General features: G+C 33.7%; 20 protein-coding genes. 3 read left to right on the forward strand and 17 right to left on the reverse strand.

The genetic code is table 11. The annotated features are described in order from the left end of the window. Positions 1-26 precede the first annotated feature (26 nt). From BM371_RS15490 to BM371_RS15515, 6 genes are all read right to left on the reverse strand, one after another. Entirely contained in the window at positions 27-572 is a 546-nt protein-coding gene (locus BM371_RS15490; RefSeq protein ID WP_034679963.1) for a hypothetical protein, read from the reverse strand. Between the two features lie 201 nt (positions 573-773). Then, on the reverse strand, positions 774-1,319 hold the full coding sequence (locus BM371_RS15495; RefSeq protein ID WP_074958802.1) for a peptidoglycan-binding protein LysM: 546 nt from the start codon (positions 1,317-1,319) through the stop codon (positions 774-776). A gap of 205 nt (positions 1,320-1,524) precedes the next feature. Further along, positions 1,525-2,067 carry a peptidoglycan-binding protein LysM gene (locus BM371_RS15500; RefSeq protein WP_074958805.1) on the reverse strand — a complete coding sequence of 181 codons (543 nt, stop codon included), beginning with the start codon at positions 2,065-2,067 and terminating at the stop codon, positions 1,525-1,527. A 226-nt stretch (positions 2,068-2,293) separates the two neighbouring features. After that, a complete protein-coding gene (locus BM371_RS15505; protein WP_074958808.1) occupies positions 2,294-4,024 on the reverse strand; it encodes a thiamine pyrophosphate-dependent enzyme in 1,731 nt (576 codons plus the stop codon). 470 nt (positions 4,025-4,494) lie between these two features. After that, a complete protein-coding gene (locus BM371_RS15510) occupies positions 4,495-4,689 on the reverse strand; it encodes a cold-shock protein (protein WP_034672393.1) in 195 nt (64 codons plus the stop codon). Positions 4,690-4,729: 40 nt separating this feature from the next. Beyond that, positions 4,730-5,857 (reverse strand): DEAD/DEAH box helicase, encoded by a 1,128-nt coding sequence (locus BM371_RS15515; RefSeq protein WP_051882482.1) that lies wholly within the window; start codon positions 5,855-5,857, stop codon positions 4,730-4,732. A 274-nt stretch (positions 5,858-6,131) separates the two neighbouring features. Between BM371_RS15515 and BM371_RS15520 the strand changes: the two genes are divergently transcribed. Together BM371_RS15520 and BM371_RS15525 are read left to right on the forward strand one after the other, a co-directional pair. After that, complete coding sequence (locus tag BM371_RS15520) at positions 6,132-7,079, forward strand: beta-1,6-N-acetylglucosaminyltransferase (RefSeq protein WP_034672391.1); 948 nt, start codon at positions 6,132-6,134, stop codon at positions 7,077-7,079. 104 nt (positions 7,080-7,183) lie between these two features. Continuing rightward, positions 7,184-8,500, forward strand: coding sequence for a YaiO family outer membrane beta-barrel protein (locus BM371_RS15525; RefSeq protein ID WP_228376685.1), 1,317 nt, complete (start codon positions 7,184-7,186; stop codon positions 8,498-8,500). 5 nt (positions 8,501-8,505) lie between these two features. Here the strand turns inward: BM371_RS15525 and BM371_RS15530 are convergent, their stop codons facing one another. The 4 genes from BM371_RS15530 to BM371_RS15545 are packed head-to-tail and all read right to left on the reverse strand — an operon-like array spanning position 8,506 to position 17,281. Continuing rightward, entirely contained in the window at positions 8,506-11,931 is a 3,426-nt protein-coding gene (locus BM371_RS15530; protein WP_034672389.1) for a sulfatase-like hydrolase/transferase, read from the reverse strand. Further along, complete coding sequence (locus BM371_RS15535; RefSeq protein ID WP_131430848.1) at positions 11,925-12,989, reverse strand: hypothetical protein; 1,065 nt, start codon at positions 12,987-12,989, stop codon at positions 11,925-11,927. The genes BM371_RS15530 and BM371_RS15535 overlap by 7 nt, the downstream gene beginning before the upstream one ends. Positions 12,990-12,992: 3 nt before the next feature. After that, positions 12,993-13,349, reverse strand: a complete 357-nt coding sequence (locus BM371_RS15540) for a response regulator transcription factor (RefSeq protein ID WP_034672387.1) — start codon at positions 13,347-13,349, stop codon at positions 12,993-12,995. An 11-nt stretch (positions 13,350-13,360) separates the two neighbouring features. Beyond that, positions 13,361-17,281, reverse strand: a complete 3,921-nt coding sequence (locus tag BM371_RS15545) for a response regulator (RefSeq protein WP_034672386.1) — start codon at positions 17,279-17,281, stop codon at positions 13,361-13,363. A 334-nt stretch (positions 17,282-17,615) separates the two neighbouring features. On the opposite strand from BM371_RS15545, the gene BM371_RS15550 reads away from it, so the two are divergent. After that, positions 17,616-18,437 (forward strand): alpha/beta fold hydrolase, encoded by an 822-nt coding sequence (locus tag BM371_RS15550; RefSeq protein WP_034672385.1) that lies wholly within the window; start codon positions 17,616-17,618, stop codon positions 18,435-18,437. 258 nt (positions 18,438-18,695) lie between these two features. Here the strand turns inward: BM371_RS15550 and BM371_RS15555 are convergent, their stop codons facing one another. From BM371_RS15555 to BM371_RS15585, 7 genes are all read right to left on the reverse strand, one after another. After that, on the reverse strand, positions 18,696-19,223 hold the full coding sequence (locus tag BM371_RS15555; protein WP_131430846.1) for a hypothetical protein: 528 nt from the start codon (positions 19,221-19,223) through the stop codon (positions 18,696-18,698). Between the two features lie 274 nt (positions 19,224-19,497). Beyond that, entirely contained in the window at positions 19,498-19,713 is a 216-nt protein-coding gene (locus BM371_RS15560) for a hypothetical protein (RefSeq protein WP_034672383.1), read from the reverse strand. A 132-nt stretch (positions 19,714-19,845) separates the two neighbouring features. Continuing rightward, a complete protein-coding gene (locus tag BM371_RS20905) occupies positions 19,846-19,980 on the reverse strand; it encodes a hypothetical protein (RefSeq protein WP_262486403.1) in 135 nt (44 codons plus the stop codon). Positions 19,981-20,400: 420 nt separating this feature from the next. Beyond that, positions 20,401-20,643, reverse strand: coding sequence for a hypothetical protein (locus BM371_RS15570; RefSeq protein WP_034672380.1), 243 nt, complete (start codon positions 20,641-20,643; stop codon positions 20,401-20,403). 171 nt (positions 20,644-20,814) lie between these two features. Continuing rightward, positions 20,815-21,519 (reverse strand): hypothetical protein, encoded by a 705-nt coding sequence (locus tag BM371_RS15575; RefSeq protein ID WP_074958815.1) that lies wholly within the window; start codon positions 21,517-21,519, stop codon positions 20,815-20,817. A gap of 2 nt (positions 21,520-21,521) precedes the next feature. Continuing rightward, positions 21,522-21,902: a hypothetical protein gene (locus tag BM371_RS15580; protein ID WP_034672376.1), complete on the reverse strand. Its 381-nt coding sequence runs from the start codon at positions 21,900-21,902 to the stop codon at positions 21,522-21,524. 54 nt (positions 21,903-21,956) lie between these two features. Further along, a complete protein-coding gene (locus BM371_RS15585; RefSeq protein ID WP_034672374.1) occupies positions 21,957-22,586 on the reverse strand; it encodes a hypothetical protein in 630 nt (209 codons plus the stop codon). Positions 22,587-22,588 lie beyond the last annotated feature (2 nt).

The raw sequence follows: 22,588 nt of genomic DNA on the forward strand, positions 1-22,588 counted from the left end.
TCTTTAATAATATAAATAATGTTTTATTACAAAGCGGTTGCAGTATAAGTTACTGTTTGCGTGTAAGTTCCGGCCGGTTTACCTAAAATGTCAGCAGATGATGATTTCGCTGCAGGAATCGTGTAATCCAAGTTCAATGTTAATGCGCTTCCAAGCGGAGCATTTGTTACTAAAGTCTGATCCGTTGCAGATAAAACGACAGCCGTTTTTGTTCCGCCCATTGTTCCGGCAGCTGCTGCTGCTTTGATCGTCAAAACATTTACTGGAATTGTGTTTGTTCCGTTCAAGAAATTAGCTCCTCCTGCTTTTACTTTTACGTTAAAGTTCTTGGTTGAAGTCACTTTCAAAGAGTTGGCTTTGGTAACGGTTTGATCAGAGTTATAGTCTGCTGCAGTAGCATAATTGAAGTCAACCGTATTACCAATTGCAGTACTTCCGGCGTCGATGGAAATTACATCATTCAGGGTAATTTTCACTGTTGTTGTTGCAGTTGTATTTTGAGCTTGAACATTGTTAGCTCCTAATACGATTGCTCCGATAGTGAAGGCTGCGATTGCGAATTGTTTTGTCATGGCAGTTATATTTATTTTTTTTGTTTAATTATTATCTTTTGAACACTACAAATCTACAGCGACGATGAAGCTTTCTTTGTAGTTGAAAATGGAAGTTCATGTAGTAAAATAACTACACAGATTATTCATTTGGTTTAAATAAAAAAAGCCCTCGACACTTGAAAGTATGAGGGCGTATTGTAGAAATTGTTGCTCGTCTTATTATAAAGCAGTTGCAGTATATGTAACCGTTTGCGTGTAAGTTCCGGCTGGTTTACCTAAGATGTCAGCAGATGATGATTTCGAAGCTGGAATCATGTAATCCAAATTCAATGTCAATGCACTTCCTAGTGGAGCATTAGACACTAAAGTCTGATCAGTTGCAGATAAAATGACAGCGTTTTTTGTTCCGCCCATTGTTCCGGCAGCGGCGGCTGCTTTGATCGTCAAAACATTTACTGGAATTGTGTTTGTTCCGTTCAAGAAATTAGCTCCTCCTGCTTTTACTTTTACGTTGAAATTCTTCGTTGAAGTCACTTTTAAAGAGTTGGCTTTAGTAATGGTTTGATCAGAGTTGTAGTCTGCTGCAGTAGCATAGTTGAAGTCAACCGTATTACCGATTGCAGTACTTCCGGCGTCGATAGAGATCACATCATTCAGGGTAATATTTACGGTTGTTGTTGCAGTTGTGTTTTGAGCGTGAACATTGTTAGTTCCTAATATGGTTGCTCCGATAGTTAAGGCTGCGATTGCGATTAGTTTTGTCATGATAGCTGTATTTAATTTTTATTTTTGTTTAATTGTTCTCTTTGTATACTGCAAATCTACAGCGGCGGTAAATGTTTCTTTGTAGTTGAATATGGAAGTTCATGTAGTAAAATAACTACACTGATTATCCATTTGGTTTAAATAAGAAAAGCCCTCAACACTTGAAAGTGTTGAGGGCTTTTCTATTAAAAAAATTATTGTTTACTTACAATGCAGTGGCAGTATAAGTTATTTTTTGGGTATAAGTACCCTGTGGTTTCCCCAGAAGTACCTTCGATGCTTTTTCTGCCGAAATAGAATAGTCAATATTTAAAGATTGTTTGGCACCTAAACTTGCATTACTTACCAGCACCTGATCAGTTGTAGATAAGGTGACCTCGTTCAGGGTTCCCGCTAAACTTCCGCCCGGTAGTGCTTTTACCTGTAAGATATCTACAGGAATTGCGTTTGCGCCACTTACAAAGTGTGTGCCTTCAGATTTTACTTTTACATCAAAATTTTTGGAAGAAATGATGACTAAACTATTGGGAACAGTCACATTTTTCGATGAATTATAATCTGCTGTACTCCCGTAATTAAAATCTACAGTCCCTTGTGAAGCAACAGAGCTTATGTCCATTGCAATAACGTCTGATAAAATAATATTTACTGATTTACTAACCTGCTCAGAATTTTGAGCCAGAATCTGGTTGGTTCCTAAGGCGATTGCTCCCATAGACAGCGCAGCAATGTAGATTTGCTTTTTCATGATTTGGATAAATTTATTCAAAAATAATAACATTATCTGACATCACCAAAGCTTTTATTTTATTTAACTAATTGTCAGTATAACGATTACGGATATTTTCTTCTGTAGTATGATAAAATTGCTTTCAAGTAAATTGAAATGGCAGAATTTGAAAGAAGCAAAACATTTCCAAAGGACTTGGGAAACCTTTCGCTTCTTGCTGAATCATCTGTTTTTAAGAATACTCTTAGCTTATTTGATTAAATCCTGCTTTCACTGAATTCTTAACCTCTTCGAATTTCCCCATTCCGATTTTTTTGACGATTGATGTTGCGAATCCCTTCATTTGTTCCAAAGTAATGTGAGGTGGCATTGCTAAAGTATCAGGATCTGTATAAATATTAACTAATACAGGCCCATTATATTCAAGAGCTTCTTTAATTACACTTTCAGCCATTTCAGGATCTTTAAGTTCCAGACCTTTGATGTTCATTAGTTCTGCAATTTTTTCAAACGGTGGATTTACCATGTCCGTCTGCCAATCGACATATCCGGCAACTTCCATCTCAAGTTTTACCATCCCTAAAGAATGATTATTGAACACGAATATTTTTACCGGGTATTGGTATTGCATAATAACAGCTAAATCTCCTAACAACATCGAAAGACCACCATCGCCACTCATGGCAATAACCTGCCTTTTTGGTTGGGAGGCTGATGCACCAATCGCCATTGGAAGTGCGTTTGCCATCGATCCGTGATTAAAAGATCCTGTGAGATAACGGTTGCCTTTTGCTCTGATAAATCTGGCTGCCCAAACAGCGGTCATTCCTGTATCAACTGTATATATTGCATTATCAGAGGAATAGTGATCAATAAGTGTTGCTATATATTCGGGGTTTATTTTAGATGCCGTTCCTTTTTTAGCAGAATAATCAGAAAACTTTTTCTCATCATCTCTATAGATTTCCTTCATCTTGATCAAAAAAGAATCATCTTCATGCTCATTGATATATGGCAATAGTGCCGAAATCGTATTTTTAATATCGCCTGCAAAACCGTAATCAACATGTGCTCTCCTTCCAATCCTTTCCGGTTTCTTATCAATTTGAATGATCGTTGTTTTTTCTGGCAGAAATTCCGAATAAGGAAAATCAGTTCCTAACAGCACCAATAATTCTGTTTCATTACAGGCATCGTATCCTGCTTTGTTTCCCAAAAGACCATTCATTCCCACTGCATATGGGCTATCTTCCCTATCGAAGAATATTTTTCCTCTGAATGAATATGCGATAGGAGACTTGATTTTTTCGGCAAGCTCTTCGACTTCTTTCACTGCTCCTTTACAACCATGGCCGCAAAAAAGAGTGATTTTTTTGTTTGAATTCAGTAGTTCTATTAATGTTGACATTTCAGATTCTGAAGGTCTGAAAATCGGATTTGTATTAAAATTTTTAAAACCGGTTGTCACTTCTTCATAGTCTGCTGATGCAATGTCACCTGGCAAACCTAATACAGCTACCCCCTTTTCATTAAACGCAGTTTGTATAGCTCTTTGAATCATTGTTGAAAACTGCTGTGGAGTATTTGCCATAAAAACTTTTTTACTGCAGTCTTTAAATAGAAATTCAGGATTGGTTTCCTGAAAGTATTCGGTTCCAAATCTGTCTGTAGTGCAAGTGCTTGCAATAGCAATAACCGGATTACCTGCTCTGTTTGCGTCATAAAGACCGTTTACCAGATGTACATGGCCTGGCCCGGAACTACCCATACAACAGCCTATACCATTAAGTTCAGCGTCCATAGATGCGGCATATGCTGCTGTTTCTTCATGCCTTACATGAATCCATTCAATGGTGCCATCTCTCCTGATTGCGTCATTTACAGGGTTTAGGCTGTCACCTGTAATCGCATATACCCTTTTTATTCCTGCATTTTTTAACATTTCGACCAAGTGGTCTGATACATTTTTAGCCATTCGTTTTAGTATTTAAATTTATTTTTACAGTTGGCTGTAAAGATTTTTATAATAAGCTTTCAAAATAAATACCAAGATTGTTCAACCTAAAAAGTAATATGCATATAAATATTTTTGAAAATGTAAGGTTTATATTGTCTACGTCAAAACCAATATTTTGAGCTGATTATCTGGTATTAAGTATAAAAATTGGTTAGAACTATAATTATAGAGCACAACAGGATTATTAATTTCTAAAATTCTTTCCAAATCTTCCATCAAATGTTTCGATATTTCTTTAGTTACGAGGCTATATCCAAAGAGAGGGCCTTTTTACATAAAAAAGAGGTTGTCTCAAAAATGAAACAACCTCCGCACGTTAAATGTGATTTATATCAAAACTTATATGAACAATTCGTTTTTTACATGGATTTTTTCCACGAAATGATTTTTGCCCGATATTCTAGTGATACAAATAGAGCACTTTCAAATTATGCCAATTTTACATTGACAGCATTTAAGCCTCTATCACCTTTTTGAACATCAAATGAAACTTTGTCATTTTCACGAATTTCTCGTGTAACTAATCCTGAAGAGTGTACGAATATATCTTTACTCCCATCAATTGGAGAAATAAAACCGAAGCCTTTTGCTTCATTGAAAAATTTTACGGTGCCTTCTTGCATTGTAATTGTTATTAAAATTGTATAATGTAATCTGTAATCTTTACAGCTTATTTTTAAATATTGTAACAGGTATTGTAAACCCTAATAAATTCTGAATATTATGAAGACTCGAATGTTCATCTGCAGTGCAAAATGAAACTGAAGTCCCCTTGTTACCAGTTTTTCCTGCTCTTTCAATCCTCCGGATATATGTTTCAGGAATTTCAGGAAGATCATACTGCACCACATCAAAAAGTTCTTCAATATCGAAATCTTTCGATGCAATGTCTGTTGTAACAAGTATTTTTATACTATTGTTTATGAAACCTTCCAGGTTATCAGACCTTTCTGTCTGAGATAGTTTTGCATGGATTGCAGCTGTACGTATGCCGGCAATTTCCAAATGTTCTACCAAATGGTTTGCAATATGCTTTGTATCTGTAAAGACCAGTAAGCGTTTGATAGAATTATTGTTGAAAAGATCAATCAAGAGCTCTGGTTTGTCCCTTGTTTCAACAAAATATATAGACTGTTCTATGGTATTGAGTAATTCAGATCCTGCATTTAATATAATTTCGCAAGGATTATTCTGAAATTTTGCCGATATTTTTTTCAGATAATCCGGAATCTCTGTACCTAAAAAAAGAGTCTGAACATTTTTCGGAAAAAGCTTAAAAATGTTTTTTATGTCCTGTAACAAGTTCTTTACATATAATTTATCTGCTTCATACAAAGCCAATATTTCTAATTTTGAAAGATCTGTAAGCTTCCTGTTTAGCCTTTCAAGCAGTTTTTCCGGCGTCGTAATTAAAACATCAACCCTTGTCTGCAAAGTATTAAATCCGTTATCAATTGAAACATTATCCGAAATATTAACTACCACAACAGAAGAATATTTACAACAAAGTCTGAAATTCTCTTCAATATTTGCAGCTGTTTCAATAGTAGGAGCTACAATTAAAGCCCGGATCTTTTTGTGTTCCGGAGAGCTTTTTTTAAGTATCTGCAATGTTGGCAATACGAATGCTGCTTTTTTACCACTTCCGGTTGGTGCGGATGCAATGATGTCTTTCCCGGCCAGTATCATTGGGATGACCCTACTCTGTATTTCAGTCGGTTTTGAATATCCTGCTTCCGTTACGGCGCGAATTATGGGATTGATTAATTTTAATTTTCGGAAACTTATCATATTTTTTGTATTTGACAATATTGCGACAAATACATTATAAAGAAATTATTTCGAAACGGGGAGCTGAAAAGCAAAACTGAAAGAAAAATTGTGATCTTAAACTGTTACAGAATAGCAAAGGCAGAAACCTGTTTTATAAATGCTTTTGCAAACATACAACAAAACAAATGAACATTAATTTATTTAATTGATTGATTATCAAAAATTTATTCGTAAATTTCGCACATAAACAGAATTGTTTGCAAAGGCGGATAATTTTTTAATCCTCAATTTTATGCAACCTTACCTGACAGCCGAGCGCACGCAATCTCAAACCTTATCTTCTAATTCTTCTAAACAGGTACGAATCGCATACTTTATTATGGCGCATCATAAACCTGATGTTTTCAGGGAAATGTTTCAGAAAATTTATACAAGAGATCAGTTTTACCTCATTCATTTAGACCGCAAAGCTAAGCCAGAGGTAATAGAAGAGATACAAATGTATATCATTCAGTTTCCCAACGTATACCTTTTAGAAAGCATGAATATTGTTTCCGGAGGATTTAGCATGATTCAGGCTGAGCTTAATGCGATGGAATACCTTTTAAATGTGAATCACGACTGGGATTACTTCATTAATTTAAGCGGAGAAGACTTTCCGCTGAAATCTCAGGAGATCATTCGCCGGTTTCTTACAGCCCAGAATGGCAGAAACTATCTTTTTTATTACGACCAAAAATTTTTTCGACCTGATACACTCAAAAGAATACAAAACCACTTTACAGAACTGACCCACAAAATATCATCTTACATCTATAAAAGAGAATTTATGGAAGGCGTAATTCCTTACATTGGTGGAAAATGGTTTATTCTCACTAGGGAAACCTGTAGTTTTTTAACAAACAATAAGGACGTTATGAATTTTGAGGATTATTATCTTCATACATTTTTACCTGCTGAATCTTTCTTCCAGACAGTTTTGATGAACACTACTTTTAGTGATATTATCGTCAACGATGATAAAAGAGCGGTTATTGAAAAAAACTTTTTTAACAAAGATCAGAACATAAATACCCTAATAACAGCTCTGAAATCCGGCAACCATCTTTTTATCAGGAAAGTAAGTCAGAAAACCACTCAAAGTCTGCTTGATTATATCGATGAAAGCTATCATCTTCCGCTTCAGGAAATTGATGAGGTTGAAAGAGAACTTAAAAGAAATAACAGGCAGGATAACTGAGCATACGATAACCACCTGAATAGTATTTTATCCGCATATACTGCAATTAATTAAATTATTTTGAATTATTTCATCTGTTGTTATTATCATAATTAATTATTTTTATGAATAACTTACAATTTCAGGAAATAATGTCTTTTATACTTACAAAAGTTCAATATATTTGTTTTAATATCATTCAGCTAATTTCGATGAGAAAACATTTTGGATTTTTGTTATTCCTATTACTTCCATTTCAGGCATACAGCCAGGATCTTTCGGCAGACGAATTATTCGTAAAAGCTAGAACAACAGCATTTGAAGAAAAAGACTATCCTAAATCTATTGAGATTACAAAACAGGCATTGCAAAAAGCGCCGAACTATACAGACATATCGGTTTTTTTAGGAAGATTGTACACATGGAGTAAAGATATACCTGCAGCAAGAGCGGTTTTTGAAGAGCTTGCGAACAAAAATGTTCAGGATGAAGACTTTTTTATTGCATACGGATCATTGGAATACTGGAATGACGATAATACCAAAGCAATAGAAATTATCGACAAAGGGCTCACTTACCATTCGCAATCTGAAGCACTTTGGCTTTTGAAAGCGAAAGCTTATTACTCAAATAAAGAATATATAGAATCTGAAAAAGCGATTACCAGCCTTTTAGCCATCAATCCGAAAAATACGGAAGCAAACAGTCTTGCAGTGAGAATTAATGATTTAGTTTCTAAAAATGCAATCAACATCACCTACAATTACTCGCATTTTGATAAGCAATTTACTGATGATTGGCATATTGTGGGAGTAGGATATAAAAGAGTAACCCCGATCGGATCTTTTATATTGAGAGGGAATTATGCCAATAAATTTGCCGAAGACGGCACACAGATAGAATTGGAAGCATATCCGAGATTATCTAAAACTTTTTATCTGTATATAGGAGGAGCTTATTCTAATGATGTCGGTATTTTCCCTAAATATCGTACCGGTGTCTCTTTGAACGCCAATCTTCCACATAGCTTTGAAGCAGAGATCGGCTACAGGCAACTTTATTTCAGCAGTAATATCTGGATGTACACGGCTTCTGTCGGTAAATATTACAAAAATTTCTGGTTCAATATCCGTACTTATATTACGCCGGACAACAAAAATATTTCCCACTCTTACACGGGAACAGTTCGTTATTATACAAAAAGCGCACAGGATTATTTTGCATTTCAGATCGGAACCGGAATCAGCCCTGAAGAATCCCGTAACAACTTACTTGAAAACGAAACTTTTAAGCTAAAAACCTTTAAAATAGGCGTAGAATACAATTTTTCCGTTAAAAGAAATCTGTTTTCTGTAGGGACAATGTATTACAATCAGGAATACCGTCCGAATGAAAAGGGAAATCAGTTTGATGTTACATTAGGTTATACCCGAAAATTCTAATTATTTTATTTAGCTGCTTTTTTCATAAAATTGACGAATACAGAATCTGGCATCAGCTTTTTAGTCTGATAAAACTTAGCATTCATTCTTTTAAACTGCTCAAAACGACCGTTGACCTTTTTGAAAATCTCAGGATTGTTAAGCTCATCCTCTTCAGAATTGCTCAATATGAAAAGGTTGCCATCATGTAAATAATACTTTTCGGAAACAAAATCTGTTAAAAGACTCTTGCTCTGCATGATCGGAATATCACTTTTGCTGATCTCAGAATCCGGTGAAAGACCTTTGCCAACCCATGTTACAGCAGATGGCGTAATCAGATTATAATTTTCTCTGTAATAGGCTAAAACGGACGGCGCTATATCAAAATGACTTACTGTTTTCTGGAATTTTTTCGGCGCTTTTAATAGAGGTGAATAAACCATCATCGGTACATGGAAACGGTCTATTTTAGACTGAAGAAGGATTTCCGGCATACTGTGATCTCCGGTGATGAAGAAAATAGTTTTAGCAAAGTCGGGTCTTTTGCTATAATTTTCAAAGAAATGTTTCAAAGCGTCATCTGCATTTAAGACAGCCGCCAACTGCTTTTTATATCCCGCCGCCCATTTTTTCTGTTCTGATGTCAATGCATTTGATTTTAGTCTTTCACTATACATCTTTTCGTAATACTCTTTACTGTTAATTAAAAAAGGATGATGTGTAGAAAGCGTGAGAACCATATTAAAATACGGTTGAGTCTGAACCTTCTGTTTTTCAAGCACTTTTTTGAAGACTGCCTGATCTTCATAACCCCAGCTTTCGTTATCGCTGTTGGCCGGAAGTTTTTGATAAGAAGCTCCATAAGAGCCAATATCGACAATATTTTTCACTTTATTGTATTCCAGATATTCTCTGTAGCCGTCGAAAATAAGATTTCCCCCATAATAAAATCCCGTTTCGAAACCGTTTGATTTCAATATATTGAACAGATTAAAATGATCGGGAGTTTCTTTAATTTCTAAGAAACCATTCTTCCCAAATGGCAGAGATCCCGTGAGTGAAGGTAATGCAGCAAAAGTTCTACCCGCAGAACTCAGCCCGTTTTCCCAAAAAAGACTTTTCTGCGAAAGAGAATCAAGGAAAGGTGTAAAATTCCCAATATAACCTTTGGGAGATGTATAAGCGTGACCAAAACCTTCCAAAACAACGAATACCATATTGGGAACTTCCTCCGATTTGTTGAGATACTGACCTAAGAAATCCGGGGTATGTTCTTTTCTCCAGAAAGGGTAATCTTTATTCAGCATATTTGTATTTGATGCTAAATCTTTTTCATCGCTCAGTAATTCTGTAATTTCAGGGTGATCGCTGATAAAATTCTCTTCATTGGCTTTGAAAAAATATGCCCACTTACTTTTCGCAGCACTTTGATTAAACTCGTTTAAATTATTTAACCCTAAAATATTTACCGGAACAAAAAAAGCAATTAATCCTAATGATAAAAAGCCAATTCCGGGATAAATAGATTTGAAACCCGAACGACCAGACATGAATAAAGGAGTAAAAGATATCGCCAACAAAATTGCCAGTAAAGCATAATTTTTGAAGTTCAGCATTCCGCCTGCCTCTAAAATCTGCTTCATTTCTTCCTTGCTGTAATAAATAAGATCTGCACCGAGCAAATTTCCTGTTTCCGAAAAATAGATAAACAGGATATATTGTAAAGCGACCACGAATCCGCAGGTAATGATAGCCAGAGTTCTTGCCCAACCTTCTTTAATGAAATTCAATACAAGATATATGAGCCCAAAGCCAAACATCAGCTGGAATACAAATAAAATATTATCCAGGAAAAGTGACCCGACAATAGCCGCTGAATCTACTTTTGTAAAGACAAAACGATACCAAAGCCATTCTGCAGCCACTCCGATAAGGAAAAGAATACTGAAGGTAGCAGCAAAAGCTCCCCATTTTCTAAGACCGTTTTTCAGGATTGCTAAGATTCTTTCTTTTAAAGGTAAATTTTTTGTATTCTGACTGAAGCCCTGTCTCGTCATTTCGCCCCAACCATGCGATTTTTTAAAATAATCAATAAAACCATTTACCCCAGCTTTCACTGTAATCGGATGGAAATAAAACGGCTCCGAAAAAGCAGTTACAATAAGCGAGAGAAAATCTTTTCTCTTACTGTACACCTGATTACTCACCATATCGACCAATATTCCGTAAACAGAATAAAGGAATCCCATCGAAAGAACAAGTGCGAATAAAATGAAGAAGAATGACCAATTGATAATGCCGAGAATAAGAAAAATAATAAACACGATATACCCGGAAAACTCTACCAAAGGCCCTAAAAATTCGAAAAAGAACCAATACGGAATGCTTACCATCCCCAGTTTCTTGTATCTAGGATTAAACATCAGCTTACGATGTTTCCAAAGTGTTTCTATCGTACCGCGCATCCAGCGGTTTCTTTGTTTTTTCAGAATGTCTTTTGTTTCCGGAACTTCGGTCCAGCAAAGCGGATCAGGGATGGTAGTTACTTCATAAGGTTCTTTACGCTCCTCCATATACCTCCTCATTCTTACAACAAGCTCCATGTCTTCTCCTACCGTATTTCTGTCATATCCACCACATTCCAGAACAATTTTCCGGTTGAAAACACCGAAAGCTCCAGAAATCAGGATCAAACCTGACGCGCGTGACCAAGCCATTCTTCCCAGTACAAAAGCTCTGATGTATTCCAATGCCTGCGTTCTCCCTAACAAAGTTTTAGGCATATTTACACTTACCACTTTTCCGTCTTCGATTACACAATTGTTGGCAAGACGAATTACTCCGCCACAAGCAATAATTTTCTTGTCGGTTTGCTCTAAAAATGGTTTTGCCAACTTTAAAATAGCATCCTGTTCAAGAATACAATCAACATCAATACAGACCAGATAATCTCCGGAAGATACATTGATTCCGACATTTAAGGCATCGGCTTTTCCACCATTTTCTTTATCTATGCAAATGAGCTTTTTGAATGCAGGATTCTTACTTTTATAAATTCCTCTGATTTTGTTGGTTTCGATTTTACCCTGTACAAAATAAGATACACATTCCAGATCATAGGCTTCGATCAGCTTCTGCATCGAATCATCCTTACTTCCGTCATTGATGATGATGATTTCAAGATTGTGATAATAAAGAGACAGCAGGGATCGTACGTTTTCCACAATTGTCATTCCTTCATTATAAGCCGGAGCGAGAAGGCTGAAACCCGGAGCATTGGGATTGGCAGCAATCATACTGTAATCCGTAAAAACATTTTCTTTTTTGTATCGTAGAACAGCTCCAAATGCGTAAATGCCAATCCAACCATAAATAATTGCAACTGCAGTACCATACAATAAATACAGCCAGATAACGATATCGTAGACAATGTGTGAAAATTCTAACATACTTTTTCCTGCAATGCGTATTTTATAATTTGAATTGATTCTTCAGACAAATCTTCCCGATGGGTAAGGCTTGATAAGTATTCGTTGTAGCCTAATGAATAAAGTGCCTGTGCAGCATTAACTTTTATACCTGAAGTATTACCTTCGAAAAACTCCTGTTTAAGCAAATCTGTACAGCAATGATCTTTTGACACCTTTATTACACGCAGAATCTCAACTCGTACATCGTCTGGCTGATCATTATATATTGCAGAAAGATAGGCTACTGTTTCAGGATTCTCCAGCGACATTAAAGTTTGTATGGCTTTTACTTTTATCTCAGAAGAAGATGCATCAAATAATTCTGTAATTTTAGAATAAAAAGAAAGAAGCTGAAACTTTTTTATTAATTTAAGTGTAAAAATCACCACGGAATCATTACTGCTTCCCAGCCATCTTTCGATCGTAATATCTGCATCTTCAGGCAAAAAAGAAATTGAAAGGAGTAACCTCAACTGCTGCCATTCTGAAATCTTTGACGCAAAAGTGTCTAAAAAGTTTAAACCTTCAAAACCTTTAAGTCTTACCATCGCATACTGAGCTTCCAGATAAACCTGTTGTGATGGGTGAGACAAAAACAAAGAAATCTTTGGCGCTGCCTCTTCCTGATCCATTACTGTAAGTTCAAGAATTCCCTGTGCAATCAGGTAAGGTTTTTTCTGATCAAGCTTATTTATGGCTACATCCCGGAGATTGTACTCCTTGAATAAATCTTTGATTTTATTTTTTGCAGCTCCGGAAAATTTTTTCTCAGATTCTACCAATCTTTGAAGAAAAATATTCTTGAAAGGCTTTCTTAAAACCAGAATATTAAACTGAGGATTGACGGGCAATTCATCATCAGCATAAACAATAACCTCAGATATTTTTTTATCAATAATACCGGACCACGCTGTTGTTCTGGCAGATTCTTTATACTCAATAAAATTGTAGATGAGCACAATGAGGACCAATATCATTACCAGTGACAACATCACAATAAAAATGATAAAAAGAAAATGTACAGATGCAATTAGCATATTCTATTTTGGGATATATCTTTTAATTCTCAACATCAATTCACTGGGGCTGAACGGTTTTACGATAAAATCCGAAGCTCCGAGATCAAAAGCATTCAGCACCACTTCTTCCTGCCCCATACTGGAAAGCATGATTACCGGAATCTGTTTTCCCATCGATTGTATTGCTGAAAGTATTTCTATTCCTGAAGCAAATGGCATCATAATATCGGTGATTGCCAGATCTACATTATTTTCCTTTAAGGTTTCGATGGCTTCTTTACCGTTTCGGGTTAAAATAACTTCGTGTCCTTCTTTTAATAATTTATGCTCAATTGTTTTGAGAATCAGTTCGTCGTCTTCGGCGATCAAAATTAACATAGCTTTTGATTTTATTTTATTAAACTTTTTATGATATCTAATCCTATTGTTATCTCTTCAATGATCTCTTTTTTCATGGCAGAAAAATCCATGTTGTCGTCTGCTTTCTTCTCCCATTTCAAAGCACATTCTGAAAGACTGAAAAGACCTGCAGTTCCCGCAGTTCCTTTAAGCTTATGAAGAATCATTTTAGCATCTCCCGTATTTTTCACGGCTGCAGCAGTATCAATATTATTCTCTGTCTGGGTAAGCTCGTTGATTACAAGATTTAAAAATATTTCTTTAAAATCATCATCGCCACCGATCTGCTCATTCAGCATATCCATATTGATGTATTTTTCAGTCAATATTTCAACATCTGTATGATTATCCACATCATTATCATCATCATTTTTAATGGCAATATATTTTTTGAGCATTTCAAGAAGATCTGCTTGTCTTAAAGGTTTTGGCAGGAAATCGTTCATCCCGGATTCCAGACATTTTTCTTTTTCTCCCAAAACGTTTCCGGCTGTTACACCGATGATAGGTACATTTTCATATCCTTGTAAAAGACGGATTTGTTGTGTAGCTTCAATACCATTCATTACCGGCATTTGTACATCCATGAGAATAAGTGAAAAGTTCTTTTTCTTACATTCTTCTAAAGCCTCAAGACCGTTCACCGCTTCTGTTAATTTTGCATCGGGTGTAAGTGATTTCATCATCTTATTGTTCAGAACCATATTCACCGGATTATCGTCTACTAAAAGAACTTCAAGCTCTTTCATGAAGGAAAACTGATCTTTTTGTGAATTTTCCTGACCTGAGATTTCAATCACATTATTTTGAGCCACACGTCTGAGCGTTTTGTAAAGATCATCGGATTTAATAGGTTTCAGAAGGAAATAAGAATTATCTTCTTTACGGAAATTGTTGATAACATCGTGTTCTTCTGAAGAAGTATGAAGAACAACCAATGGTGAAATCTCTTTTCGCTGATTAAACAGTTCCCTGATTTTATCAATTGTTTCCAAACCTGAAATTACGGGCATGTGATAATCCATCAATATCACATCAAAACGTTCACCTTTCAGTAATATTTGCAGGGCTTCCATTCCGTTGGCTGCCAATGTGGATTCTATGTTTTTATAAGCAAGCATATGCTGCAGAATGATTCTGTTGGCTTCATTATCGTCTACAACAAGCACTTTCTGTATAGTCAAATCTTCATCTTCTTTCAAATCAGTCATTTCATAAGGAATTGCAATATCGAAGAAAAACACAGAACCTTTCTCAGGTGTACTGATTAATGATAAATGGCTTCCCATATACCCCAAAATATTGTTTGAAATGGTAAGCCCAAGACCGGTTCCGCCATAACGCTTGCTGATGGAACTGTTTTCCTGGGTAAATGCATCAAAAATATGCTTCTGCTTTCCGATAGGAATACCGATCCCGGTATCTCGTACAGAAAAGCGTAAAACAATATTTGTATTGTCCATGCGTAATTTTTCTACCTTCAGCTCGATTTCTCCCTGCTCTGTAAACTTTACGGCATTTCCTAAAAGATTAATCAAAATTTGCTTTAACCTCGATTCATCAAGTAAGAGTGTTTTTGGAAGTCCCGGTTCAATATTCAGAAGAAGCTCAATATTTTTCTTTTGAGACTGATACAGAATGACATTAATCACCTGGCTTACCATATCATACACATCACTTTTCTCTATCAGAAGTTCCATTTTTCCGGATTCTATTTTAGAAAAATCAAGAATATCATTAATAATGTTCAGGAGATTTTCCCCGGATTCATTAATATAATTAAGGTATTGTGTCTGAATCTCATTGAGTGGGGTTCTTAAAAGCAAATCGGAAAATCCGATCACCCCGTTCAAAGGAGTACGGATCTCATGACTCATATTTGCCAGAAATTCTGATTTTGCCTTGCTTGCAATTTCAGCCATTTTTTTTGCATTTTTCAGCTCTTCGTTGATCTGAACAGCATTTGTAATATTCTGTACAGATACAATAACACCTCCTATTTCATTATCTGAAAGATACCAAGGTCCTACTTTGAGATCATAATGCTGCGTTTCTTCTTTACCATCAACATTGACTGCAAAATCTTCGTTGATGTAGGTTTTCCCCCGCAATGCAGCACGGTAGATTTCTTTTCTTTCTTCAGGAACATTTGGCGAAACAGAAAAAAGATTCTTACCTATAATTTCGGCATCATGCATATTAAACTCATCTCTCCATACGCTGCTCACAGAAATAAAATTAAGATCTTTATCAAACATAGCTACTGCAACGGGAGCATAGGTAACAAACGACTGCATCATGGCCTCTTTTCTGGTAATTTCAAGGAACATTTTTTTGAAGACATCAATATCCTGAATAATTCCGAATACCCTGTTGCAAACCCCATTTTCAAACTCGGGAATTCCTTTTACCCTCACCCAGATTGTAACACCATCGTTACGGACAAGCTGAAATTCTTCATCATAAGGAATTCCTTCTGTCACTGCTCTGTTGAATAAGAATTTTACTCTTTCCCTGCTGTCTTCTTTATAAAAACCTATGGCGTTTTCGAAGTCAGGCTGAAAATTATTTTTTATTTTATGAATTTCTTTGGTACTCTGAGACCAAAATACGGTATTGGTCACAAGATTTACTTCCCATCCACCTACCTGAGCTACCGAGCTGGTCTGTTCCAGCATTTTTTTTGTATAAATGAGATCTTTCTCCAAACTCATTCTTTCAGTGACGTTCAGAGCTGTACTTACTACATAAGGTTTTCCTTCTTCATTAATTTCAACAAGATTATGATACATCCAGATCAATTCTTCACCTTCCTTAGTTTTCAGAATCATCGTTCCGAAATCTTCTTCATTTTGATTAATGCGCTCAAGATATTGTTTCAGAGCCATCCAATTCTGTTCAGGAACAAGATCTCTCAGATTAAGATCTTTCACTTCATCCACAGAATAATGCAAGGTTTCTCTTCCTTTTTCATTCACAGCAAGAATGTTTCCTTCCATATCGTGCATACTCATCAAACCGATTGCATTTTCAAAAAAGCTTCTGAAACGTCTTTCTGAGCTTTCAAGCTGACGTTTTTCCTCGGTTTGTGCGGTAATATTGATTCCGAAACAGAAAATCTCAGAGAGATCCTGATTGGGTTTCAACAGCCACTCAATGATGACAGAACTGCCATCGTTAGTAATTGTAGACGTAGTAAAAGATACCTCATCTACGTTCTCCGGAAAATTATTAAGCTTCGAAAGCGAATGATTATTTTTCCCTAAAACTTGGATAAAATTAAGGCCGACAGCTTCTTCTTTTTTTAAAGAGAATATTTTTTCAAAGACAGGGTTGAAATCTTTAAACTCTAATTTTTCATCCAATACACAGATCAGATTATTGGAAATATTAAAAATCTGCTGAAAATATTCTGCATAAACTGTTTTCCTCTTTGAGGTAAGCAGCTTAGAGATAACATCTGCAAGTTTTTTGAGAGCAGCAATCTGACTTTCTGTAATCGTTCGGGGTTTGTAATCGATCAAACAGATCGTTCCCAGTGCGAAACCTTCATCATCTACAAAGGGTATACCAACATAAAAACGAATACCTCCTGCCAGAATTAACGGGTTGTGACGCGATCTGTCGTCTAAAAGCGTATCATTAATAATTACAACCTCTCCGCTCGCAATTGAATACTGGCAAACCGTATTTCCACGGTCTACAGAATCGATCTCAAGGCCGATACAGCTTTGGATGGTCTGCGTTTCGCTCTCCATGATTGCTATTAAAGAGGAAGGGCAATCTGCAATTAAGCAAGCCGTTTCTGCAAAAACATCAAACTGAGGGTCTTTGCCTATATTTAAAAGATCAAAAAATTCTAATTTTTTTAATCTTCCGATTTCATTATCAGGGACGATATACTTTAACATAATAGCGACTAAATTATTTAAAAATAAACAAATATTATTATTAAATTTTTAAAAATAATATTTTATAAATAATCCTAAGAATAATCAACAATTCTACCACACAACAAAAGATAAAATGGGATTGAATCAAACTGCCTCCTGCAGAAAGAATCATTTCCTAATTTTCCATTTTTTTTAAGCTTCGATGAAAGGTGAAAATAACTTTCAAATTATTTTTAAATTAAATAAACGATTTTAACCTAGGTTAAGATGAATTGAAATTACCCACCTTACATTTGCTAAAGAATCAAGACAAAAACATTCAAACATAAATTAACATTAAAAAACAAGTATTATGAGCACACTTAAATTAAAAGACGGAACAGAGATTTTTTACAAAGACCAAGGAGAAGGACCGGTATTGATGTTTCACCACGGATGGCCTTTATCTTCTGATGATTGGGATGCACAGGTAATTTTCTTTTTACAAAGAGGTTACAGAGTAATTTCGCACGACAGAAGAGGTCACGGAAGATCAAGCCAGAATATTTATAATCACACGATTGAACAATATGCTTCTGATGCAGCAGAATTGGTTGAATTTTTAGATTTGAAAGACGTAGTTCACATTGGTCACTCTACAGGTGGTGGTGAAGTGATCCGTTACGTTAATAAATATGCTAACGGAAGAGCAAAAAAAGCCGTTTTAATCAGTGCAGTTCCGCCGGTAATGGTGAAAAGTGAAAGCAATCCTGACGGTGTACCCATGGAAGTTTTTGATGGAATCAGAGAACAAACTCTGAATAACAGAAATCAGTTTTACATTGATCTGACTTTCCCTTTCTACGGATACAACAGAGAAGGTGCTAAAGTAAAAGAAGGTGTACAAAGAAATTGGTGGAGACAAGGAATGATGGGTGGAATTGTTGCTCATTATGACGGAATAAAAGCGTTTTCCGAAACTGATTTTACAGAAGATCTGAAGGCAGTTGAAATTCCTATTTTAGTTCTTCACGGTGAGGATGATCAGATTGTTCCAATCGAAAATTCTGCAATAAAATCTGCAAAATTACTGAAAAACGGAAAATTGATCACGTATCCAGGTTTCCCTCACGGAATGCCGACTACGGAGCATGAAACGATTAATAAAGATCTTTTGGAGTTTATACAGTCGTAACAGACGAATATATATGATGAGGAGGTGAATCTATTTGGGTTCACCCCTTTTTTATTTTTAAATCACTACAAATTTAAATTCTGATCGTTTAGTTGTCGCATCGACTCAATCGATGATATGGGGTGAAAATAAATCTGTTAAATTATTCATCATAATGAAACCTAATATTCTTCTTCTCACAAATAGATCTCTCAAATCTTATATATTTTTTGAATACATATCATAATATGGGGGTCAGCTATACTAAATTTTATTGAACTAAATATAATTAGTAATAAATTGTAAATCAACAATAGATTCTTGAGGCGATTTTGGATTGTAATATAAAGTAGTTTTTTTTTGCATTTTCAATATAGACTCTGTACTTTGTTTCGAAAATGGGAAGAATATTTTTTTTAAAAATACTTTTTTTCCTATTTTATATTTTAGTTCTACTAAAGTAAACACTTCATCTATTTGATTATCTGACAAAATATTTAATAAAAAAAACTGTCTTAGGTAATCGAAGTCTTCGTTACGTGTTATAATTTTTTCTTCAATATTATTCACTGCACTTTCAAAATTAATGATTAGAGGAACACCCGTTTTTAAAAGTTTTTGAATAAAAATTTCGTCATAATGACTATTGTGCTTTTGTTTGACTTTATCTCTAAAATATCCGTAAATAACAATAAAAATATAAGGAAGTAACAATATGACTATCACATATAGAATTTTAATATTTTCTTCTATGAAAATTAACAAACATATTCCCAAAAAGAATAGTAATAAAAAAAAGAATTTCATATAATTATTGTTATAAGAGATTTTTTAACTTACATATTTCTATTTATCATAATAAAAAGTATTTTTTTTCTCACAGATGGCTTTTACTTCTTTATGGTTTTTTTATTTCCAATTTTGGAGCATTTAAAAGCCTTATGTTCAATATAAGTATAAATAAGAGTCAAATTTAAATATCATTACACAATTTTTTAAAAAATTTACTAATGATTACCTAAATTATCAACGGCTTCATCAACTTCCTTTATATCGCCAGTGTTGGAATTTATTTTTAATTCTAAAAAAAGAAAGATTTATTTTGTTTGTCTTTTGCTGCATCTGTTTTATATCCAAAATAATAATAGTCTTCAAAATAGTAATAAAAGACAGGTTCAAGACTATTAAATTTATTTTTTTCGTGATATGTTAAGAACTTTTTTTCGGCATCTGAAAATGAAATTCTAACTGAATCTTGAAGTTCATTAAATTCTTTTGTTTTTTGATAAATTTTCATGTTATTACTTAAATTTGATTTACTGCATGAGATAATGATTAAGCTAATTATTATTACTCTTGACATTATGATTACGGTTTAATATTTTTTTATTTCAAAACAATTTCCTATTTATCAAAAATATTGGGAAAATTACACAGAAGTCTGCAAAGCTCTTACAAAAGCCCCACCAGAAATCGCAAAAGGCAATGCTGCCAAACCAATATATCTTTTTACCCTTTCCAAAGCTTCTTTTTCTTCATGAGCAATCGCATATACATAATTCATATCGCAACTGTTGAAGATTGAAACCTTTATAAAAAATTAGTTATTTCTCTATTTCAGTGCCTGAGAATGGATTGAAAGCATCAAATCCTAAAGATTTTATTGTATCATTAACATTGTAGGTTAAATATATTTCCAGCATATCTTGTTTAGAATTGATATAAAAAAAAGCAGGTTCTTTTGTATTTTTTTATAAAGTAAAAAAGCGGCATGTTTTTGATCTTTTTTGTTTAAATATTCATATTTAATCTTATTTTTTTCTAAATATTGATCAATTTGTTGGTTAGTTATTAATTTTTGGTCACCTTTATATATCTTTAAAAAATATCTATATAATAGCTTATCTTGATTATAAATATAAGCTGTGTAATTACCATCTAAATTATTTTTAACATATTTATAAAAATTCTCCAATTGTATAAATCACGCCCTTTTTATTAAGCCTAATGGCATATTTTCTCTCTTTTTACTTTTTGCTATTGGAGTAAATAAGGAATCTTCTGGATAAAGTGGATTAAATGTCCAATATTTATTATATTGCTTTTTTATTATGGCTTTGTTTGGATTTAAATTAATAAAATCTTCATCAATGAGATTTTTTTTCTCTTTGCACGAGATAAATACCACACTTAATAAAATCAATATTCCAATATTATATATTTTCATTTTTGAATTTTAAATGGTTTGTAAATTTTTGAATTTTTCAAGAGCATCGCTTTTTGAGGCTAAATTGTTTGGTCATACAAAGGGTTTAATTTTGATGTGCTCCATTTTTTTATCCCAGCTATTATCCGTGGTTGTGAAATTTATTCAGTTTTTCCAATAAATGTAGAATTTTTAGTATCTAAATCTATCATAAGTAACTTTGTTCCAATCTGGTATTGTATCAGCTTCATAATAAGTTTTCATTTGAAAATCAAATTTAGAAAGAGTTACTTTATTAATTGATGAGTCTTTATGAGAAATTATTTTTAACATTAAATATTGTCGACCAGATTCCTTTATATATATGTCTTTTAATATTTTATATTGAATCTTATTAGATTTAAGAAAATCAAGTAACTGCTCCTTATTTGACATATGCAAATTATTCCCCTCTTTAAAATCTTTTATGTAATCTTTAAAAATTATTTTCTTATTATTGATTACATAGGCCACAAATTCACTGTTTTTATAATTTCTTATATAGTTGTAAAAACCTTTATTACTAAGTGGATTGAAAGAAACTTCATATGGTAAGTTATTTCCATCAGCTTCTATATTTGAATAGATCTTAGGTATGACATAATACATCTTCATTATTGATTCTTTATTTATTCCTTGCTTTTTGTCAAAATAAGTGAATTTTACAAAAATAGAATCATTACTAATTTTATGCTGAGATTTAATTGTATCACCTTTATAAAATTGGTATTCTGAATTTTTATCGAAGTCTATATTGGGGGGGGGGGGGGGTATAAATAATTGATTATATGATATTTTATTTTGTTGACAAGATATAATGAGGAGCAGTAAGAAAAGAAATCCCAGTATGTTTTTCATATTTATTTTTTTAAAATTATTTCTAAATTTTTAAAATCTTCTATTGCATCATGCTTGTTACTAATATTATTTTGATCATACGAAGTATTTTTATATGGTTTCCCCCAATAATGTACACCTTCACGATATGAATAATCACTTTTCCAAATGTTGAGAATAACATCAGAAAGTACAACTGGACCTTTATATTCAAATAATTTATCCGAAAGATGAAAGGTAGAATCTATATCACACAGATAAGAGACTAAACCAATAGAAGTTTGTAAAGCCTTTACAAAAGCACCTCCAGATATTGCAAAAGGCAAGGCTGCCAAACCAATATATCTCTTAACCTTCTCAAGAGTTTCTTTTTCTTCGTGAGCAATCGCATATACATAATTCATATCGCAACATCTGTTGAAGATTGAGACTTCTTTTATTAAATTAAAAAATGGATTCTAATTTTCTATTACATCTCCTAAAAATGGTCTAATTGCTGTAGTTGGTAATGACCTTATTGTGTCTTTTACATTATAGGTAAGATATATTTTTAATAAGTCTACTTCGGAATTAATTACACAAAAGGCACTATCCTTTGTATTTTTCATTTCTAGTAAATAGTTAGACAGATTATCTGGTTTATTCTTCAAAAATTTATAACCAATTTTATTCTGCTTAAAATAATTTTCTATTTCTTTATTAGTAGATAATTCTCTCTTATCATTTTCTTTGTATATTTTTAAATAAATCCTATATAAAGGAGTATTATTCTCATATATATAAGCATTATATTCCCCCCCCATATTTTTATTTATATAAGCATTAAAGTTTCGTAAATCATAAAAATTCAATTGATTTACTAATGTTTTGGCTCTGTCAGGAAAATTTTTACTTGATTCAATAGGAGAATATAAAGAATCGTTAGGAAAAAAAGGATCAAATGTGGAATATCTATAATATTGTTTTTTAATTATTTTTTTATCAGGATAAAGATTTATATAATCTTCATTCAATACTTTTTTATTCTTGTTACAAGAGTTTGATATAAAAAAAGTTAAGACTAATAATATAACTACTTTATTTATCATAT

It is taken from the genome of Chryseobacterium formosense (assembly GCF_900116415.1).
Taxonomy (GTDB): Bacteria; Bacteroidota; Bacteroidia; order Flavobacteriales; family Weeksellaceae; genus Chryseobacterium; species Chryseobacterium formosense.